Source organism: Paenibacillus glycanilyticus (assembly GCF_051200795.1).
GTDB classification, from domain to species: domain Bacteria; phylum Bacillota; class Bacilli; order Paenibacillales; family Paenibacillaceae; genus Pristimantibacillus; species Pristimantibacillus glycanilyticus.
The window spans coordinates 1,192,195-1,210,883 of record NZ_CP195155.1; the positions used below are offsets into that span (position 1 = coordinate 1,192,195).

Genomic DNA, 18,689 nt, shown 5'->3' on the forward strand with positions numbered 1-18,689 from the left:
AAGATCGAGGATGTCTGGAATTGGCGCAACGGGATTTATTTTGCTCGCAATTGTCGCTTTGCTGTTGTTTGGACCAAACAAGCTGCCTGAGCTGGGACGCGCATTCGGGCGCACGCTGAAGGAGTTTAAAGCAGGCGCAAGAGATATGATGGATGACGAGAAAGACAACAAACGGGTTGAAGTGAACCGTACGGAAAATATCGAAGTGGATAATAAGCGGCTTCCGGACTAAACCGGGCCCGCTTTTTTGCTGAAAGGGGGCTATAAAGATGAGTACATCACAAGACAAGGCTTCCGGACAGAGCTTCGACCGGGCCCGGATTCGCGAAGAAGGCTTGATGCCGCTATTCGAGCATCTTGGCGAGCTGCGGAAGCGGATTATTTATATGCTGATTGTTATCGTACTAGGCCTTATTATCGGACTCGTTATAGCCGAACCGGCCTATAACTTCCTGATGGAGCAAGAGCCGGCTAAAGGCTTGCAGCTGCATGCGTTCTCCTTGTGGGACGGCATCGGCATTTATATGAAATTTGCCTTTGTTATTGCCCTATTGCTGGCTATTCCGTTTACGGCCTATCAGCTGTGGGCCTTCGTGAAGCCTGCGCTTAAGCCGAATGAACAACGGGCAACCATTAAATACATACCGTTTGCGCTCATTATGTTCCTGGTTGGCCTATCTTTTTCATATTTTGTCGTGTTCCCGCTGGCCTTTCATTTCACGCGAAAAGTATCGGCGAATCTTAATCTGGAAGAAACGATTGGGATTACGCAGTACTTCTCCTTTATGTTTAATATTTTGATACCGATCTCACTCTTGTTCGAGCTGCCGCTTGTTATTATGTTCCTGACGGCCATCCGGATTCTTAACCCGGTAAGGCTCCGCAAGATGAGACGGATTGCTTATTTCCTTATGATTTTTATCGGTGTCGTTGTGACGCCGCCGGACTTCGTATCCGACAGCCTGGTTGCGATCCCCCTTATTATTCTGTATGAGATAAGCGTGCTGCTGTCCGGAACGGTATACAAGAAACAGCTTGCTGCTGCCGAGAAACGCGAAGCAGAGTGGGCAGCGGGGCAATAACCCTGCGTTAAGCCAAAAAGACCTTGGGACTCCCAAGGTCTTTTTTGGCTGCGTCGGCATTCGCCGGATTAATAACTCATGGCATTATCTTTGTACAGCTCTCGTCCGCCGAGCAGGGCGGCAAGAGTCTCGCGGCTCGCGGAAACGGCTGTCTTGCGTCCGGAAGCGACTCTCTCGCCCGGGCCAACAACGGCGACTTGCTCGCTTTGAGGAGCGCCAATAACCGCGCCGTCCTCGATAACCGCGTTTTCTCCGATAATGGCCTTATGAATACGGACATTCCGCCCGATCCTTGCGCCCGGCATAATGATGCTCTCGTATATCAGGCTGCCTTTGCCAACATCGGCACCGTCGCTGATAACGGAACGCTGCGCAACACCTTCCATCCGGCTATTGTCATGAACAATGCTGTCCCGCTGCGCAGACAGGTTTCGGAGAGCGGGACGCAAAGGGCTTTGGCGTTTTTGGCTGCTGCCATACAATGGCCAATGTGGCTCGGACAGGCTTAGCGTACCGTCAATCAGCTCCATATGCGCTTCCCACAAGCTGTCGACCGTGCCGACATCGCGCCAGTAGCCTTCATAAGGATAAGCAGTCAGGCTTGCTCCATCCTGCAGCAGCATCGGAATGACATCTTTGCCGAAGTCATGGCTGGAAGCGGGATTGCCGGCGTCTTTCAGCAGCACCTCCTTCAGCTTGTCGGTACGGAACATATAAATGCCCATGGAAGCCAGGTTGCTTCTTGGACGGGAGGGTTTTTCCTCAAATTCAACCACGCTGTAATCCTCGTTCGTATTCAAAATGCCAAAGCGGCTTGCTTCATGCCACGGGACGCGCTTGACCGCAATCGTAGCGGCTGCTCCGCTTTTGACATGCGCCTCCAGCATCGGTCGGTAATCCATTTGATAGATATGGTCGCCGGAGAGAATGAGAACATGCTCCGGATTATGCTGCTCGATATAGCTTAGATTGCGATAGATGGCATCAGCTGTCCCTGCGTAGTATCCGTTTGGAGAAGCTTCGGAAGCGGGCAATAACGCAATCTCACCCAGATGCTTAGGCTGCACGGCGTTCAGCCATGCTTCTCCGCCGCCGATATGACGTTGAACGGTGTCCGCGCAAAATTGAGTCAGCACGCCAATCCGTCGAATTCCCGAATTCATGCAGTTGCTAAGCGGGAAATCAATCATCCGATACTGTTCTCCGAAGGGGACAACCGGTTTGGCCAGCGCCGTCGTAAGGGGTGCAAGCCGTTTGCCTTCGCCGCCTGCCAATAACATCGCCATGCAATTCATCTGTGTCATTCTATATTCCTCCAAGCTTTCTCGTATTAGGATGGTATAATCGAAAGTGTCCTTGTATCATCTGCTTACACCAGAGCTTCCGCCTTTGAAACAGCTGTTTCTATAAAGCTATTAGCGGGTATTAAACATTCTGGAATGTGTTTTTTGGCTTACGAAGCAAGAATTGCCGCCAAAGCAGGCGCCAATTCTTTAAGCAAATCCTTACGATGCAAAGAATTGCTACAAAAGTGGTAGCAATTCTTAAGCACATGCTTACGAAGTAAGAATTGTCACCAAGAGCATGTGACAATTCTTTTTAGGAGGTTGGAAATATTGAAACGAAGCAACAAGCTTAGCGCAGACGATATTTATCAATTCCGCGAAGGAACATGGCTGAACAGCTATCGGAAGATGGGCGCTCACTTAGCGGTGGAAAAAGGACGCAGCGGCGTTCGTTTCACGGTGTGGGCACCAAACGCAAGACGTCTTGCCGTCGCATCGGACCGCAATAGCTGGGACGGGTTCAAGGAAGCCGGCTATGAGCTGGAGAAGGTCGGAGAGTCGGGGATATGGAGCGGATTTATCGAGGGCTTTGGCAATGGAGATTTGTATAAATACGATATAGAGACAAGGGCTGGCGGCAGGCAGCTGAAGGCGGATCCTTATGCGTTCAAGGCTGAAGTGCGGCCTCGCACGGCGTCGGTCATCTGCTCATTAGACGGCTACGAATGGCAGGACAAGAGCTGGCTTCGCGGACGCAAGCCGCTGTTTGGCCAGCCTATAAATATTTACGAGGTACACGCCGGCACATGGAGGCAGCATCAGGATGGGCGGCTGTATACGTATGAAGAGCTGGCGGAGGAGCTGCCCGCCTACGCGGCGGAGATGGGGTACACCCATATCGAGCTGATGCCCTTGGCGGAGCACCCGTACGACCGTTCCTGGGGTTATCAAGGGACGGGCTATTTCGCCGCAACAAGCCGGTATGGGGATCCTCACCAGCTGATGGCTTTTATAGACCGCTGCCATAGTCTGGGGCTTGGCGTTATCTTGGACTGGGTTCCCGGACATTTCGCAAAGGATGCGCATGGCCTGCGTCTTTTTGACGGCAGCCCGCTATACGAGAATGCGGATCCGCTGATTGCGGAGAAGGAGCAGTGGGGGACCCTTGCTTTTGATTACGAGAAGCCGGAGGTATGCGGTTTTCTGATCTCGAATGCTTTGTTCTGGCTGGACGTGTACCATATTGACGGTTTTCGGGTAGACGCGATTACGAGCATGCTGCTCCGGAACTTCGACCGTCCGGATGGGCGTTGGCGGCCGAACCGGCATGGCGGCAAGGAGGATTTGGAGGCGGCAGCCTTTTTGCGAAAGCTGAATACGGTGGTGAGGACGCATTTCCCTTATGCGCTTATGATGGCGGAGGAGTCGCATGCCTATCCGGGCGTGACGGTTCCGCCGGAGCAGGGAGGATTGGGCTTCACCCATAAATGGAATATGGGCTGGATGAACGATACGCTGAAGTATTTTTCCCATCAACCCGACGAGAGAAGCAGGCATCATGGCTTGCTGACGTTCCCGATCTGGTATGCCTTTGACGAGAAATACACGCTGCCGCTGTCTCATGACGAGGTGGTTCACGGGAAGAAGTCGCTGCTGGATAAAATGCCGGGCAGCTACGAGGAGAAGTTCTCGGGTCTGCGGCTGCTGCTTGGCTATATGATGACGCATCCGGGCAAAAAGCTGCTGTTTATGGGCGGCGAATTCGGCCAGTTTATCGAATGGCGCGATGAGGCGGAGCTGGACTGGCTGCTTCTCGAGTATGAACAGCACCGCAAGCTGCAGGATTTTGTCCGCGCATTAAACCGCCTGTATATAGAACAGCGTTCATTATGGCAGCTGGATTCCTCGCCGAAGGGGTTCGAGTGGATCGATTTCCAGGATGAGGGGCAAAGCGTCATCGTATACAGACGTAAAGGCAGGGCTAACGGGGAGTCGCTGATCATTCTCTGCAACTTTCATACGCATGCCCATACGCGGTACCGGATAGGAGTTCCGAGCCAGGGCGGTTATAAAATATTGCTCAATAGCGACAGCCTTACTTACGGCGGCTCCGGATTCATGGAGCTTGCCGCCGCGGAAGGGGCGGTCGTCCGGTCGGAGCCGGTAGTCTGGCATGGCCGCAAGCATAGCATTGAGCTGCCGCTTCCGCCGCTTTCGGTCGTTATTCTGAAACGCGAGAAGGAATCGCGTGCTGCCGTCCGCATGGAGCAGGAGCCGCAAGTCTTGCATAAGGAGCTGGCTCTCCCGGTACCGGGCAGCAAGCGCAGAGGCCGGCAGAGGGAACGGATTGCAAAGGTATAAGAGTCGAGAGCCAAAGGGGAGAGGGATCTTGAAAGTATTGTTCGTGGGGGCGGAATGCGCCCCGTTTCTGAAAACTGGCGGGTTAGGCGACGTGCTTGGCGCGCTGCCGGCGGCACTGAAGCCGTTAGGGGTTGAAGCGCGCGTCATACTGCCGCTCTATACCTCCATACCGGAGCGTTACCGCTCGCGGATGAAGACGATTGCGGAGATTCGGGTATCGGTCGGCTGGCGGTACGCGTATTGCGGAATCAAAGAACTGGAGCATGACGGTATTATTTATTATTTTCTTGATAACGAGCAATATTTCAAAAGAGGCTCCGCATACGGGCATGACGACGACGGGGAGCGATTTGCCTTCCTATGCCGGGCCGCGCTGGAGGCTCTCTCCGCAATCGGCTTCTGGCCCGATCTCATTCATGGCCATGACTGGCATACCGGCATGATTCCCGCGCTGCTGCGCCATCATTACAGCTGGCGGCAGGAATACGCGGGCATTAAGACCGTATTTACTATTCATAACCTGCAATATCAGGGTAATTACCCGCCGCATGTATTGGGAGATTTGCTCGGTCTGCCTCCGCATTATTTGACTTACGATCATGTGGAATTTTACGGATCGGTCAGCTTCATGAAGGCCGGCATCCAGCTGTCTGACCGAGTTACAACCGTGAGCCCTTCATACGCTTGGGAGATTACGACGCCGGAATACGGCTGCGGAATGGAAGGCACGCTGCGCGGCAGAGGGGACAGTCTGGTTGGCATCGTTAACGGAATTGACGACGGTTTATACAATCCGGCATCCGATTCGCAATTACAGGCTCGGTATTCCGGCGATGCTCCGGAGGCCAAGCTTGTATGCAAAACCGCCCTCCAGTGGGAGCTTGGCCTGCGCGAGGATGTTGAAGTCCCGCTAATCGGCATGGTTGGCCGGCTGACGGATCAAAAAGGGCTTCCGCTAGTGCTCGAGCAGCTGGACGAGCTGATGCACAGCGAAAATGTTCAGCTTGCTTTGCTTGGAACAGGCGATCCGCATCTGGAGCATCTGTTCCGCGAAGCCGAGCATCGTCACAAAGGAAGAGTCGTCTCTTATATTGGCTTTGACGACGGTCTCGCCCGCCGGATTTATGCCGGCTCGGATTTGTTTCTCATGCCTTCGCAATTCGAGCCTTGCGGAATCAGCCAGCTGCTTGCTTTGCGTTACGGCAGCCTGCCGATCGTAAGGGAGACGGGCGGCTTGCGCGATACGGTGCACAGCTATAACGAATACACGGGGGAGGGCAACGGCTTTTCCTTTGCCCCCTATAACAGCTGGGACATGCTGTACACGGTTCGCCGCGCTTTAGCTTTATGGAGGAACCAAGAGGTGCGCCAAAAGCTGTTAACCCGCGCTCTGCAGGGCGATTACAGCTGGAACCGTTCGGCGCAGCAATACAAGGAGTTATACGAGGAGCTTTTGCCATAACGAATGGGGTGCCGGACGAATCCGGCACCCTTTCATTTGTATTATTCGATTTTACGCCACACAATCCGGTAGCCGTTAGGCTCGAGCCCGATAACAAGCTTGCCGTCAGGGTTGTCGATCGGCTCATCGGTCAAGGCGTCGCGCCATCCGCCTTCGTTCATCGGATGCGAAAGCTCGGCCGGCTCGTCCGACCGGTTCATCCAAATCGTGAAATGCTCCTTGCCGTCCAGCCGCTCGTAAATGAGCGAGCCGCTGTCTTCATCCGCTAACAGGACGCGGAAACGGCCGCTGCGAAGGGCGGCACGCTCCTTCCGAAGCGAGATGAGCAGCTTGTAGAAATCAAACAGCTCCCGGTTCTGATCCTCTTCGCTCCACACCATGCATCTGCGGCAATCCGGGTCCTCTCCGCCCTCCATGCCGAATTCATCGCCGTAATAGACGCATGGCAGACCCATAGAGGTCATCATATATACAACGGCTTGCTTCACACGGCTCGTATCGCCGCCGCACCTCGTCATGACGCGCGGAATATCGTGGCTCGACAGCAGGTTGAACAGCGTCTCGTTCGTCTGCTGCGGATACCGCATGAGCAGCCGGTTCATTTTTTCCGCGAATCTCGCCGGCGGGATGGCACGGTCTGCGAAAAAGCTAAGCACCAGCTCCGTAAACGGATAGTTCATGACGGAATCGAACTGATCGCCAAGAAGCCAGCGCAGCGAATCGCTCCATACTTCTCCGACAATAAAAGCTTCCTTATTAGCATCCTTGATGGCTATGCGGAAATCGCGCCAGAAGTGATGGTCGATTTCGTTGGCCACATCCAGCCGCCAGCCGTCGATTCCCGTTTCTTTCATCCAGTTCACCGCGGTTTCGATCAGATACTTTTTCACATCCGGATTGGCCGTATTCAGCTTGGGCATATTGCCATAGAAGCCGAAGGTATCATAGTTCGGTATGCCGTCCTGAACTTCTACGGGAAAGCCGTTCAGATGGAACCAGTCTTTATATTCCGATTGCTCGCCCTTCTCCAGTACATCCTGGAAAGGAGGGAACTGTTCGCTCGCATGGTTAAACACGGCGTCCAGCACCACGCGAATTCCATGATCATGACAGGTCTGGACCAGCTTCTTCAAGAGCTCCTTGTCCCCGAAATGAGGATCAACCTCCCGGTAATCGGTCGTGTCGTATTTATGATTGGAGGGCGAACGGAAGACCGGCGTCAAATAAACGGCGTTAACGCCCAGCTCGTTCAAGTGTTCGATGCGGTTCATAATCCCTCGCAGATCCCCTCCGAAAAAGGATTCTCCCTCCGGCTGCTCTCCCCATGGGCTAGTGCCTTCCGGATCGTTCGTCTTGTCCCCATTCTCGAAGCGATCGGGGAGAATCTGATAAAAGATCGCTTCCTTCGCCCATTCCGGGGCTTCGAACAAATCTATGGAATGAATGTAATGCGCTTCGAAATAACCGCCAGCCGGCGTAGGCTCCTCCTCGGAGAAGCCGTCTTCCGTCAGCCAGATTGTATCTTCGCCGCTATGCAGCCGGAAGCCGTAGCTGAATCGTTTGAATTCCGGCCGTATAACGGCTTCCCAATAATCATGCAGGCCGTCGGCCGCAATGAGATCCATTTCGACTTCCTGGTAATGATGATCCCAATCATATTTATCTCCAGCGATTGCAACAACCCGCTCGACATCGCCGCGTTTGGTTTTAAGACGTAGATGGAACGTTTCCGGATCATAGGCATACGACCATCTATGGCTGGGGGAATGATAGATGCTTTCTCTTTGCAAAACGGGTCATCTCCTTTTCTCTACACTCCATTCAAATCGGATTAACCGCGAAGAAGCGACTCCGCCCCGTCGATATAGACCGAGGTCCCGGTGATATGGCTTGCCTCGTCCGAAGCGAGAAACAGCACGAGATTCGCAACCTGCGAAGGCTTCCCGGGTCCATCCTCAAGAGGATGACCGCCTTCCGGGAACTCGACGGGGATTCGAATCTCTTCGAGCTCCGGCTTGGGCTTGGTAGATTGATCAATGTTCGTCGAAATGGCACCCGGGCAAATCGCGTTGACGCGGATACCGTATTCCGCAAGCTCCAGTGCCGCCATGCGGGTAAAAGCGGTCTCGCCGGCCTTCGAGCTGCTGTAGGCGCTGAAGCCGAAATTCGAGAACACGCGGTTGCCGTTAATGGAGCTCGTTATGATGATGCTGCCGCCTTTTTCCTTCAGGAGCGGGATCGCGTGCTTGACGGTCAGAAACGTCCCGGTCAGATTGACGCTGATCGTAGCTTCCCATTCTTCCTTGGACATATGCTCAATGGGAGAAATAGTGCCGTTAATGCCTGCGTTGGCAAAAACGATATCCAGCTGCCCAAACGCGGAGATTGCCTTATCGTAGGCTTCCGCCAAGGAATGCTCGTCCGATATATCGGCCTCGACGGCAATGGATTTGGCTCCAAACGCTTCCGCCTCGCGGCAGACGACGGAGAGCGTCTGCCGGTCGCGGTCAAGCAGAATAAGATTCGCTCCTTCCTCCGCGAACCGGACCGCGGCGGCCCGTCCGATACCGGAACCGGCACCGGTTATTAACGCAACTTTTCCTTCTATGCGTCTTGCTGTTGATTGACTGGACATGTACATCTCTCCTTTATGGCTTTTGCTAGTTAGTACACGGGATCCGGCCATCGTTAAACAGGCAAGAGACACAAAGTAGATTCTTAACGCGCCAATCAGAATGGAAGAGCTATTCTATTCACTTATAAACGTGAATAAATTTATAAGGAGCAGAATGCTCCTCATGGGAGAGGGAGGTCCGGATGAAGAGTCATCTTATCAGGATCGGAGGAGATAGCATGAGCTTCCTGGAGATTATCGCCTTGCTCACGCTTCTATTAAAGATCGTGGAGTTGACTCGGAAAAAGGACTAGTACTTTTGTTCAAAAAATGGAGGGGGCTGAAAAAGCCACCCTCCATTTTTATTAACAAGAAGCCGCTGTTTATTTTCTATAGATCCGGCTCATATATTCCGATGGCGAGCAACCCATTATTTTACGAAACACTCTACTGAAATAAAAAGGGTTTTTAAATCCAAGCAAATCACTAATTTCGGAAACATTGCGCTCGGAATCTTTCATAAGTCCGATTGCTTTGTTCATGAATAGTCGGGCGTTGTACCCGTGAATGGTAGATCCTGTTTTCAGCTTGAAGATTTCGCACAGATAGCTGTAATTCATATCGAGACTAGCCGCAAGTTCCTTGGAGTTGATCTCATAATTATTCTTGTTCTCCAGATAATCGATAATTCGCAGAACCGTACGGTCGGATTTGGTTGGAGGGTGTTCTTTCATAGATTCTTGATATAGCTTTAAATACAGCTCCATGGTTTGCAAGCTCAGGGAAAGTGCCCGAAAGGGATCGGAGGAATGAAATAATTGAATAAGAGCATCCAGTTTATTTTCCAAACCTTTAGTTTGAGATAGCGTTCCATGTTTGGGCAGCGCAATGGACTTTCGATAATCTTCTTGCGCATCCATGACGGCAGGGGAGGCAAACAGCTTATTACTATTCAAATCATGCAATGTATCCCCATCCCCATTTAAATGACCGAAAAAATGAATCCAATACCAGGATGTTCCGGCAGGCGTTTTTGGCTCTCCCCAGTGAGATATTCCGCTTTTTAAAAAGAGGAACTGCCCTTTTTTAATAATATATTCCACCCCTTCTTCCCATACTTCCATCTGGCCCTCGGCGACAAAGAGAAAAACATCAAAGTCGAGCAGTCGACTCGGGTGTGTGTACAGGTTATTTGCCGTGTGAAATCCAAATTCTTTGATTTTAAGTATCTGATCAAAGCGTAAAATAACTTCATGCACATGAAAAATCCCCTTCATTTTGATGCGTATCGCTAATTGTAAGATGCCCCTCGTACTTTGTCTATTACTTTGATAAACCCAAATATAAGATATGCAATCCAAAGTGAGGGAATTCAAAGCGTGGACTTTCCCGTTTAAAATGGGGGTGTTGCAAGAAGTATGACATCGCGAAAAGAGGGGGGAATCAATATGTTCGTCAATTTTAAACTTGATGAAGTCAAGCTTACTGACCAAACATTTGCTTGCCGAAGAGCACTCGTAAAAACGTATATATCTGAATTTAACGTGGATCGCCTTATGCATAATTTTAAGATCAATGCCTGTATCCCGTCGAATGCTGAACCCTTGGGCGGCTGGGAAGACGGCGAGTGTGGTCTGAGAGGCCATTTTGTGGGACATTTCCTCTCAGCTTGCGCAAAATTCGCTTTTGCCGATCAGGACGGACTATTAAAAAGCAAGGCATCCGCGATAGTTGACATGATGGAATTATGCGCCCAACCAAGCGGATATCTGAGCGCGTTCGAAGAAGAAAAGCTGGATATCTTAGAATTTGAGGAAAATAGAAAGGTATGGGCGCCTTATTATACCCTACACAAAATCATGCAGGGTTTAGTCGACTGTTATTCCTATTTGGGTAACACCAAGTCATTGCATCTTGCTGTTAACTTAGCCCTTTATGTTTATAAGCGATTCGAGAAGCTCTCTTATTGGAAAATCGATGGAATTCTCCGCTGTACAAAATTGAATCCGGTGAATGAATTCGGGGGGATAGGAGATACGATTTATACTTTGTATGATTTGACAGGGGATGATCGGCTGTTCGAGCTGGCAAACAAGTTCGACAGGATGTACTTTGTTGATAGGCTTGAAGCCGGACACGACATCCTTGAAGATCTTCACGCCAATACGCATCTTCCCATGGTCATTGCAGCTATGCATCGGTTTTCGATCAGCGGTGAAACGAAATACAAAGAAATGGCCATAAATTTTTATCAATTTTTGCAAGGAAGGACCTTCGCCAACGGTAATAGCAGCTCCAAGGCTACTGCTTATATTCAAGGTAGTGTCTCTGAGAAATCAGAGCATTGGGGAGGCTTCGGTAAGCTTGGGGATGCTTTAACTGGCGGTGAAAGCGAAAGCTGCTGTGCTCATAATACGGAGAAAATTTTGGAGCGATTGCTTGAATGGTCCGGGGCGGTTGAATATCTGGATCATCTGGAGACGCTGAAATATAATGCCGTCTTGAACAGTGCAAGTGCGAAAACGGGCCTCTCGCAGTACCATCAGCCTCTTGGGAGTTGCGCGATTAAGAAATTTAGCGAGCCATATGATTCTTTCTGGTGTTGTACCGCGTCCGGAATTGAAGCGATGAGCGAACTTCAAAAAAACATCTGGTTTAAAAACGAAGGCACGATCTTGCTTAATGCTTTTATTTCTTCTACGGTTATTTGGAGAGAGCAGAATGCGGTTATCTCGCAAACAAGCGAATTTCCTGACAATCTAACGTCTAGGCTCGTCATCGAAGTTACGGAACCTACGTCATTTAAACTGCTGCTGAAAAGACAAGCCATTAAAGGGATTAAAATCAATGGCACGCCTATCGATGTAATGGAGGACAACGGTTATATCATCGTAGAGCGTACTTATAATAATCGCGATATCGTCGATATCGATATCCATGCAGACCTGAAACGGGTTCCACTTCAAGGCTCCGAAGACATTTCGGCAGTCATGTACGGCAATATTTTGCTTGCTCAGGTTGGCCATCAACGAATACAAGAGGATATCACCGACTCTAACCTCCTCGAGAAATTCATTCAGCTTCCAACGGTGGATTTGGCTTTTTCCGTAGAAGGGCATCGGGAGATGAAATTCATTCCGCTGTATCGAGTAGAGGAAGAAGAATACACGGTTTATAGCGATTGGACGGGGCAAGCCATGCCGCATGGTCGTTGTTCGCTTTAGTCAGCCGTTTTGGGAATTTGAGCAGAACGCGATAAGCGATACCGGCTTGCCGGCATTCCATAGTTTATTTTGAAGGCCGAGCAAAATTGCTCTAGAGACGAGTATCCGACCGTTTCCGCGATATGGCTGATTGTCATGCTCGTCGTGGTAAGAAAATGGGCAGCTGCGCTTAACCTGGCCATGTTACGCTTTTGGGTAAACGTCATGCCGTAAAATTGTTTGATCGTTCTTTCCGTTTGTCTAACGCTTAAGCCCAATGTGCTCGCAAGCGCTTGTACGGTAATGAAGCTATATTGAGAAAGAAAGCTGTGTTCGATGGTGGCCAGTCGTTTGTCGTCCGGCGTTTGCAGCGGTGTCGGCGAGACGGAGACGGCCATCTGGTCCCCCATATAATTCCGAATGAGCTTGACGACAATCTGTTCGAGAATGGTGCCTACATACCAGTGATATCCAATAGATTTGCGGGTCGTTTCGAATGAAAGCTGTTCGAACAGCTCCATCAAGTTTTGCGAATCTTGGCCGAACCAGAATGGAGTTTGCGCGAAGGTTTCGGTTAAGATATCAAGTTCCGGATCCCGAGTAGGCTCGTAATCCAGCAGCTCGAAGCAAATACAGTATTCCGACATAGGATCCGAAGAGTTCGTGATCTGCTCATGGACGACATCAGGGCCTGTCATAAACAAGGTGCCGGGGATGATCGGATAACTGCGGCCGCTTGCAATCAACGTTCCTTGCCCGAGAGGAATAAAATGCATTTCATAGCTTCGTTTGCTATGGCTGTGCTCTGGAAAAGAACGATAAAAAATGCCCAACTTGATATAGAGCACATTCAGTGCAAGCCCGCCGACTGTGATCTTCAGATTCGTATTTTCCAAGTGGATCGGCGGTAAATTCATGCTCCATTCGCTCCTCAGACCGTTTATGCTCCCATTATAACAGATCTGCGAATTTGCGACATTTAGAGCGAGGATCTGTCGTTCTAGTGAATGCCGCTTTATAGGAGGCGATCGTTATAATAATAGTCAAACGAAGTGAAGGAGAATCCAAGCATGACGAAAGATTCGAACTCTGTACGCCTGTACGAAAAAGGCAATTATGCCGGCACTTATACCGAGATTCCAGCGTTCAATTCCGGTCGGGCGTGGCGGGACGGAATGGTTAGCGGAAACGGCGAGAACGGGTACGTCACGTCCGGATCGCCGTATGCTGACACCTTTATTTTTCAATATATGTGGTTCAACTATCCGTCCGGCGATCCGAGGGCGATTCCGGAAGAACTGACGGGACAGCTTGCCGCGGCCAGGAGGAATGTTTTTGATCTTAACGATCAATGGAAGATTACTTTTCCGGACGGGTCAACCAGAAGAAGAACCTTTTTGTACAGCTATCATCCTGGACATCAGCTCAGATTAAACGTCAAGAACAAGGGAGCCGTGTCCGGCTATGAAAGATGGACGAACTATGAGACGGCGGAAACCGGCGTCCGTTATTCCGATGATTGCGGCGAGTGGATCCGAACGTCGTTTACGTCCAGGGAAGACAATGTATCGATTACGAAGATCGCGCAATCGTCCGCCGGCGCCAAGATCAACATGATCATTTCCATTGATGACATTTCGGGCATGTACAAAGCGCGGGACGGGTTGTCCGAGCTGACTGCGCTTCAATACAAGAAGCTCGTTGATCCGAATGCGACCTATATCGCGCAGGTTGCCCATTATCCGTCCTACCCGGGCAGCGAGTTGATCGATGGAGGGTACGCCTGCCTGACCCGGGTTGTGGTCGTTAACGGAACCCAGAAGAGAGTGCTGCTGGCGGACACGAATGAACCGATGAATGTCGGAGAGGAACGGAATCCGGCGATTCAAGTCATCGATGCCGACGCCGTCTATTTAATTACGCAATCGAACCGAACATTTGATATGGGCAAAATCGATGATTTTGCAGGTATGACGCAATACTCGATCGTTGACGGTCTGTTTCAGAATACGAATGCTGTCGCGGAAAAATATAAGGACGTTTCCGGCAAATTCGACTACAATGCCGCCCTTGCGCCTCATGCTCTAAAGCATGCCGCGGAATTTAACGCCGTGCGTTTTTCTCTTGCTGGCGACGAGGACGACAAAATCTCAGACAATGTAACGCTGATCAACGCGCAGAAGGCTTCCAAATCGAGGATCAATCATGCTTTTATGGAACAGGTGTACAACCAGGGGCGATATGCCTTGATTTGCTGCAGCGGCTCAAGCGCGCCGCGGTTGTATGGCATGTGGACCGGAGAGTGGAATCCGGGCTGGCGCGCCATCTATACGCTTGACGCCAACGTGAATTTGCAGGTCTCTCCCATGAATACAGGCCATATGTCGCATGCCCAGCTTGGGTATATCACCTTCTTCTTGAGAAATGCGCCCGATTTTGAATACAATGCTCGAATGGCCTACGGGATGCATGATGCGCTTCAGGTGTCGGTCAACTCGGATATCGACCGCGGGATGCACGTGGAATACGACAATGACTATCCGTTTCAATATTGGAATGCGGGAGCAAGCTGGTGTTTGCTTCCCATCTTCGAATATTGGCAGTGCTGCGGCAACGGGCAGATCCCGATCAACGATTACATGAGAATCCATGAACTGAAGCCTATTCTCAGCGTACGGGACGGGGGGCTGACGGATGGAGAATTCGAAAAGCTGCTCGAAAAGGGATATTTGGATTTGGAAAAAGATATTTTGCTTCCGCTGTTGACCAAGCAGGCCAATTTCTGGGAGCAGCTATGTACGCCGGAGTACTATACCGATGTAAACGGCAACGCGTGCTATGAGGAAGGCAAGTCAGTGCTAAATCCAGACGAGAAATATCTGCTCATCCCTACCTATTCGCCGGAGAATAACCCGATTGGTTACAACAGCACGCTTACGGCCAATGCCACCATGGATATTTCGGCAGCGAGGGATGGACTGCATATGGTCATAACCGTGGAACAAGCGGTCATGCGCGAAGGATACGAAGCAGCGGTCGAACGATGGGAGTCTTTGCTGGGACTGCTGCCGGACTACAAGGTGGACAAGGACGGCGCTTTGCGCGAATGGGCGATGAATGAATATACGGAGAACAACAATCACCGCCATTTGAGCCATCTCTACCCGGCATGGCCAGCATACGAGACGCAGAACGATGCGGAGCTCACGAAAGCCGCCATTACCGCGATGGAGAACCGAAACAAATACAATACGTCGGACGCCACGGCGGGGCACGGCTGGATGCACAAGGCGCTGGTCTCTGCGAGATTAAAGGACGGCAACGAAGTAGCCGCTGCCCTTCTGCCGATGATGACGGATTCCGGTTATTACGCATCGCTGATGACGGACCATGACACAAACAGAAGATGCGATACTTATTGCACAGATACCTTATTCGGTACTGTGGGAGCCGTTAATGAAGCGCTGCTATTCTCCAACACCGGTGAAATTGAGGTTCTTCCGGCACTACCCTCCGAATGGCAATCGGGTTCCATTCATGGGTTGATGGCAAGAACCCGGGTGGAGGTCCGCGCTTTAACATGGGATCTCTTATCCAAAACGGTGAGCGTTACCTTGAATTCCATTGTTAATTCCAATGAAATCAAATTAAAATTGGGCATCCCTTGGACAAAAGCCACGGTCAACGGAAGAGAAGCAGCGGCTCTTGAAGGGACATATGGGGAATATCTCCACCTATCGCTGAATTCCGGTATAGACGTTACCGTCGAATTTACGTTATCCGATTCCAATTAGGAGGTTTTACTTTTGCTGAAGACAGAAATCACGAAGGGTCCCTACGAACCAACCTTTGATTCCTTGCGGACGTTCGAATGCCCGGATTGGTTCCGGGACGCCAAGCTTGGCATCTGGTCGCACTGGGGCGCTCAATCGGTTCCGATGTACGGAGATTGGTACGCTCGCAATCTTTACGTCGAAGGCTCGGAACAGTACCGCTATCACATCCGGCACTACGGGCATCCATCGCAATTCGGTTATAAAGACATCGTGCAGCTGTGGAAAGCCGAGAAGTTCGATCCCGAAGAGCTGATGGACTTGTACGCAGCGGCAGGAGCTAAATACTTCGTAGCGCAGGCTATGCATCACGACAACTTTTTCAATTACGACTCCAAGATCCATCGGTGGAATTCCGTGAACATGGGGCCGAAAAAAGATATCGTCGCGTTATGGAAGCAGGCTGCGGTGAAGCGGGGGCTGCCGTTCGGCCTGACCGAACATCTGGGCGCTACGTTCAGTTGGTTCCATTGGAACAAAGGGCAGGACAAGGAAGGACCGTACAAAGGCATTCCCTATGACGGCAATGATCCCGAGTACGAGGATCTGTACCTGCCGAACCGCGAGCATCACGACCCGGGCAAGAAAATGTACGATCTGGACCCGTGGTATACGCCGAATCAATGGTGGCATAAGCGTTGGTTCGATATCGTAAAGGAAGTCATCGACCTGTATCAACCGGATCTTCTGTATTCTGACGGCGTGGTGCCGTTCGTCAACACATGGGACAAATCTGACTTTAATCCCGATCATCCTGATTACCAGACGGGGCTGCACGCAGTTGCGCACCTGTACAACACAAGCGCGTCGCTTAACGGCGGCGTAAACAGAGCGGTGTATAACCAGAAGGACCGTAAGAAAGAGATTTACAGCATCGGTGTGATGGATATCGAGCGCAGCCAAGAGCCGGATATCAAACCGGAACCGTGGCAGACGGACACCTGCCTGGGCGACTGGTTCTATAATGTAAAATCCGTCTACAAGAAGCCGGGGCATGTCATCGAGATGTTTGTAGATATCATTGCGAAGAACGGCAATCTGCTGTTGAACATTCCGCAGAAGCCCGATGGCACGATCGACGATGAATGCAGGCACATCTTGAAGGAAATGGCGCGGTGGATTGAAGCCTGCGGGGAGGGGGTATATGGCACCCGGCCGTTCCGCGTGTCGGGCGAAGGCGGCACTCGCGTCGTTATCGATCACTTTAAGGAAGACAAGGCGGAGTGGACCTCGTCGGATTTCCGGTTCACGCAGAAAGACAGCACGGTCTATGCGTTCCAGATGGCTGTGCCGCAAGACCGTCTTGCCGTAATCCGAACGTTCGGTTCGGAGGAGAAGGTGAAGAACGTGCGGCTGCTTGGTGCCGGAGAAGTACCGTTCCAGCAATCGTTTGGCGCACTCGTCGTTTCGCTGCCGGAGTCGCTGCCAACGGAATACGTCAACTGCCTTGCCATCGAATTTTAAACATAGGCTTGAATGGAGAAAAGAGCAACGAATGCGTTTGCTCTTTTCTTTTTGACCAAGTTTGAGTTCAAATCGCATCGGGATACGCTGCAGCGTGTTTTTGAACAGGTTCAAAAACCATCAAATCGGCGTTTTGATAAAACGAGAACTTGAACACTCATAGATAGTGATATTAAAGTGAAAGGGAAAAGGCTTCGAGGAGGAGAGCGGTGTGTTACTGGCGAGCGATCGACAATGGGTCAGCGATGTTATTGGGAAAATCACGGCCAAAATGGACGTGGTGAGCGAAAGATCGCAATATAAAATTCCCTACACAACAATTAACGGTACGCATGACCATCGACCGGATATGAAACCGGGCAGCGATCCGGCGGACGGAATCAGTTGGTGGACGAACGGTTTCTGGGGCGGCATGATGTGGCTGATGCACCACGAGACGGGCAACGAAAAATATAAGGACATCGCGGTTAATTCGGAAGAGCTGCTTGACGAATGCTTTCATATCTTCCATGGCTTGCATCATGATGTCGGATTTATGTGGCTCCCTACCAGTGTGGCCAACTACAGAGTAACGAAGAATCCGAGATCTAGGAAGCGGGCGCTGCACGCGGCGAATTTGCTCGCAGGCCGCTTTAATCTAGCCGGGGGCTTTATCCGCGCATGGAATGATTTGGATGGGGCGGATACCCGAGGCTGGGCGATTATCGATTGTATGTTGAACATTCCTTTGCTTTATTGGGCTACGGGAGAAACCGGGGATCCAAGATACAAGCATATCGCCATGCGTCACGCGGATACAGCAATGTCCGCATTTGTTCGGGCAGATGGCTCCGTCAATCATATCGTCGAGTTCGATCCATACGAGGGTTCGGTCTTACGCACCTACGGCGGCCAAGGCTACGAGGATGGTTCCTCATGGACTCGCGGACAATCCTGGGGACTTTACGGCTTTATGATGAGCTTCACGCATACAGGGAAACAGGAGTATTTGGATACGGCGAAACGAATCGCGCATTATTTTATCGCTAATATTCCTGAAAGCGGTATCATTCCAATCGACTTCCGTCAGCCGAAGGAGCCGGCTTACCAGGATTCAACGGCGGCTGCAATCGCTGCCTGCGGACTAATCGAGATAGCAAAGGTTGCTCAAGAGCATGAAAAGGATTTGTATTTAAGCGCCGCTCTGAAACTATTAAAGACGTTGGATGCTTCTTGCTGCGACTGGAGTATGGAGGTGGATCATCTCCTTATCAATGGTTCTGCAGCCTACCATAATCCGGATCGACATACGCCTATTATTTATGGCGATTATTATTTCATCGAGGCCGTTTTCAAGCTGAAAGGAAACGATTTGTATTTATGGTAACGTATGATGAGCCTACGC

Annotated in this window: 13 protein-coding genes; 8 read left to right on the plus strand and 5 right to left on the minus strand. The window is 50.9% G+C overall.

The genetic code is table 11. The features are described from left to right. The first annotated feature begins 10 nt into the window (after nucleotides 1-10). Complete coding sequence (locus ACR9FF_RS05355; RefSeq protein WP_015842666.1) at nucleotides 11-232, plus strand: twin-arginine translocase TatA/TatE family subunit; 222 nt, start codon at nucleotides 11-13, stop codon at nucleotides 230-232. Between the two features lie 37 nt (nucleotides 233-269). Continuing rightward, nucleotides 270-1,082, plus strand: a complete 813-nt coding sequence (gene tatC / locus ACR9FF_RS05360) for a twin-arginine translocase subunit TatC (RefSeq protein WP_244935623.1) — start codon at nucleotides 270-272, stop codon at nucleotides 1,080-1,082. 68 nt (nucleotides 1,083-1,150) lie between these two features. Here tatC and ACR9FF_RS05365 read toward each other — a convergent pair whose 3' ends face one another. Then, nucleotides 1,151-2,386 (minus strand): sugar phosphate nucleotidyltransferase, encoded by a 1,236-nt coding sequence (locus ACR9FF_RS05365; RefSeq protein WP_435169542.1) that lies wholly within the window; start codon nucleotides 2,384-2,386, stop codon nucleotides 1,151-1,153. 312 nt (nucleotides 2,387-2,698) lie between these two features. On the opposite strand from ACR9FF_RS05365, the gene glgB reads away from it, so the two are divergent. Both glgB and glgA read left to right on the plus strand, forming a co-directional pair. After that, complete coding sequence (gene glgB / locus ACR9FF_RS05370; RefSeq protein WP_435169544.1) at nucleotides 2,699-4,729, plus strand: 1,4-alpha-glucan branching protein GlgB; 2,031 nt, start codon at nucleotides 2,699-2,701, stop codon at nucleotides 4,727-4,729. Between the two features lie 28 nt (nucleotides 4,730-4,757). Beyond that, complete coding sequence (glgA, locus tag ACR9FF_RS05375; RefSeq protein WP_435169546.1) at nucleotides 4,758-6,191, plus strand: glycogen synthase GlgA; 1,434 nt, start codon at nucleotides 4,758-4,760, stop codon at nucleotides 6,189-6,191. 41 nt (nucleotides 6,192-6,232) lie between these two features. Here the strand turns inward: glgA and ACR9FF_RS05380 are convergent, their stop codons facing one another. From ACR9FF_RS05380 to ACR9FF_RS05390, 3 genes are all read right to left on the minus strand, one after another. After that, nucleotides 6,233-7,981 (minus strand): alpha-glycosidase, encoded by a 1,749-nt coding sequence (locus ACR9FF_RS05380; protein ID WP_435169548.1) that lies wholly within the window; start codon nucleotides 7,979-7,981, stop codon nucleotides 6,233-6,235. A gap of 41 nt (nucleotides 7,982-8,022) precedes the next feature. Then, complete coding sequence (locus ACR9FF_RS05385) at nucleotides 8,023-8,826, minus strand: SDR family oxidoreductase (protein WP_116393678.1); 804 nt, start codon at nucleotides 8,824-8,826, stop codon at nucleotides 8,023-8,025. 362 nt (nucleotides 8,827-9,188) lie between these two features. Then, on the minus strand, nucleotides 9,189-10,064 hold the full coding sequence (locus ACR9FF_RS05390) for a helix-turn-helix domain-containing protein (RefSeq protein WP_435169551.1): 876 nt from the start codon (nucleotides 10,062-10,064) through the stop codon (nucleotides 9,189-9,191). A gap of 189 nt (nucleotides 10,065-10,253) precedes the next feature. On the opposite strand from ACR9FF_RS05390, the gene ACR9FF_RS05395 reads away from it, so the two are divergent. After that, nucleotides 10,254-12,029, plus strand: coding sequence for a beta-L-arabinofuranosidase domain-containing protein (locus ACR9FF_RS05395; protein ID WP_435169553.1), 1,776 nt, complete (start codon nucleotides 10,254-10,256; stop codon nucleotides 12,027-12,029). Here the strand turns inward: ACR9FF_RS05395 and ACR9FF_RS05400 are convergent. Beyond that, on the minus strand, nucleotides 12,026-12,925 hold the full coding sequence (locus ACR9FF_RS05400) for an AraC family transcriptional regulator (RefSeq protein WP_435169555.1): 900 nt from the start codon (nucleotides 12,923-12,925) through the stop codon (nucleotides 12,026-12,028). The two genes, ACR9FF_RS05395 and ACR9FF_RS05400, sit on opposite strands and share 4 nt — an antisense overlap. A gap of 153 nt (nucleotides 12,926-13,078) precedes the next feature. Here ACR9FF_RS05400 and ACR9FF_RS05405 point away from each other — a divergent pair, with 153 nt between their 5' ends. From ACR9FF_RS05405 to ACR9FF_RS05415, 3 genes are all read left to right on the plus strand, one after another. Further along, nucleotides 13,079-15,802, plus strand: coding sequence for a glycosyl hydrolase family 95 catalytic domain-containing protein (locus ACR9FF_RS05405; RefSeq protein ID WP_435169557.1), 2,724 nt, complete (start codon nucleotides 13,079-13,081; stop codon nucleotides 15,800-15,802). A gap of 12 nt (nucleotides 15,803-15,814) precedes the next feature. Then, the gene (locus ACR9FF_RS05410; RefSeq protein WP_435169559.1) at nucleotides 15,815-17,305 is read left to right on the plus strand and encodes an alpha-L-fucosidase; all 1,491 of its coding nucleotides are present in this window, start codon (nucleotides 15,815-15,817) and stop codon (nucleotides 17,303-17,305) included. A 271-nt stretch (nucleotides 17,306-17,576) separates the two neighbouring features. Next, nucleotides 17,577-18,671, plus strand: coding sequence for a glycoside hydrolase family 88 protein (locus ACR9FF_RS05415; protein ID WP_435172037.1), 1,095 nt, complete (start codon nucleotides 17,577-17,579; stop codon nucleotides 18,669-18,671). The last annotated feature ends 18 nt before the right edge of the window (nucleotides 18,672-18,689 follow it).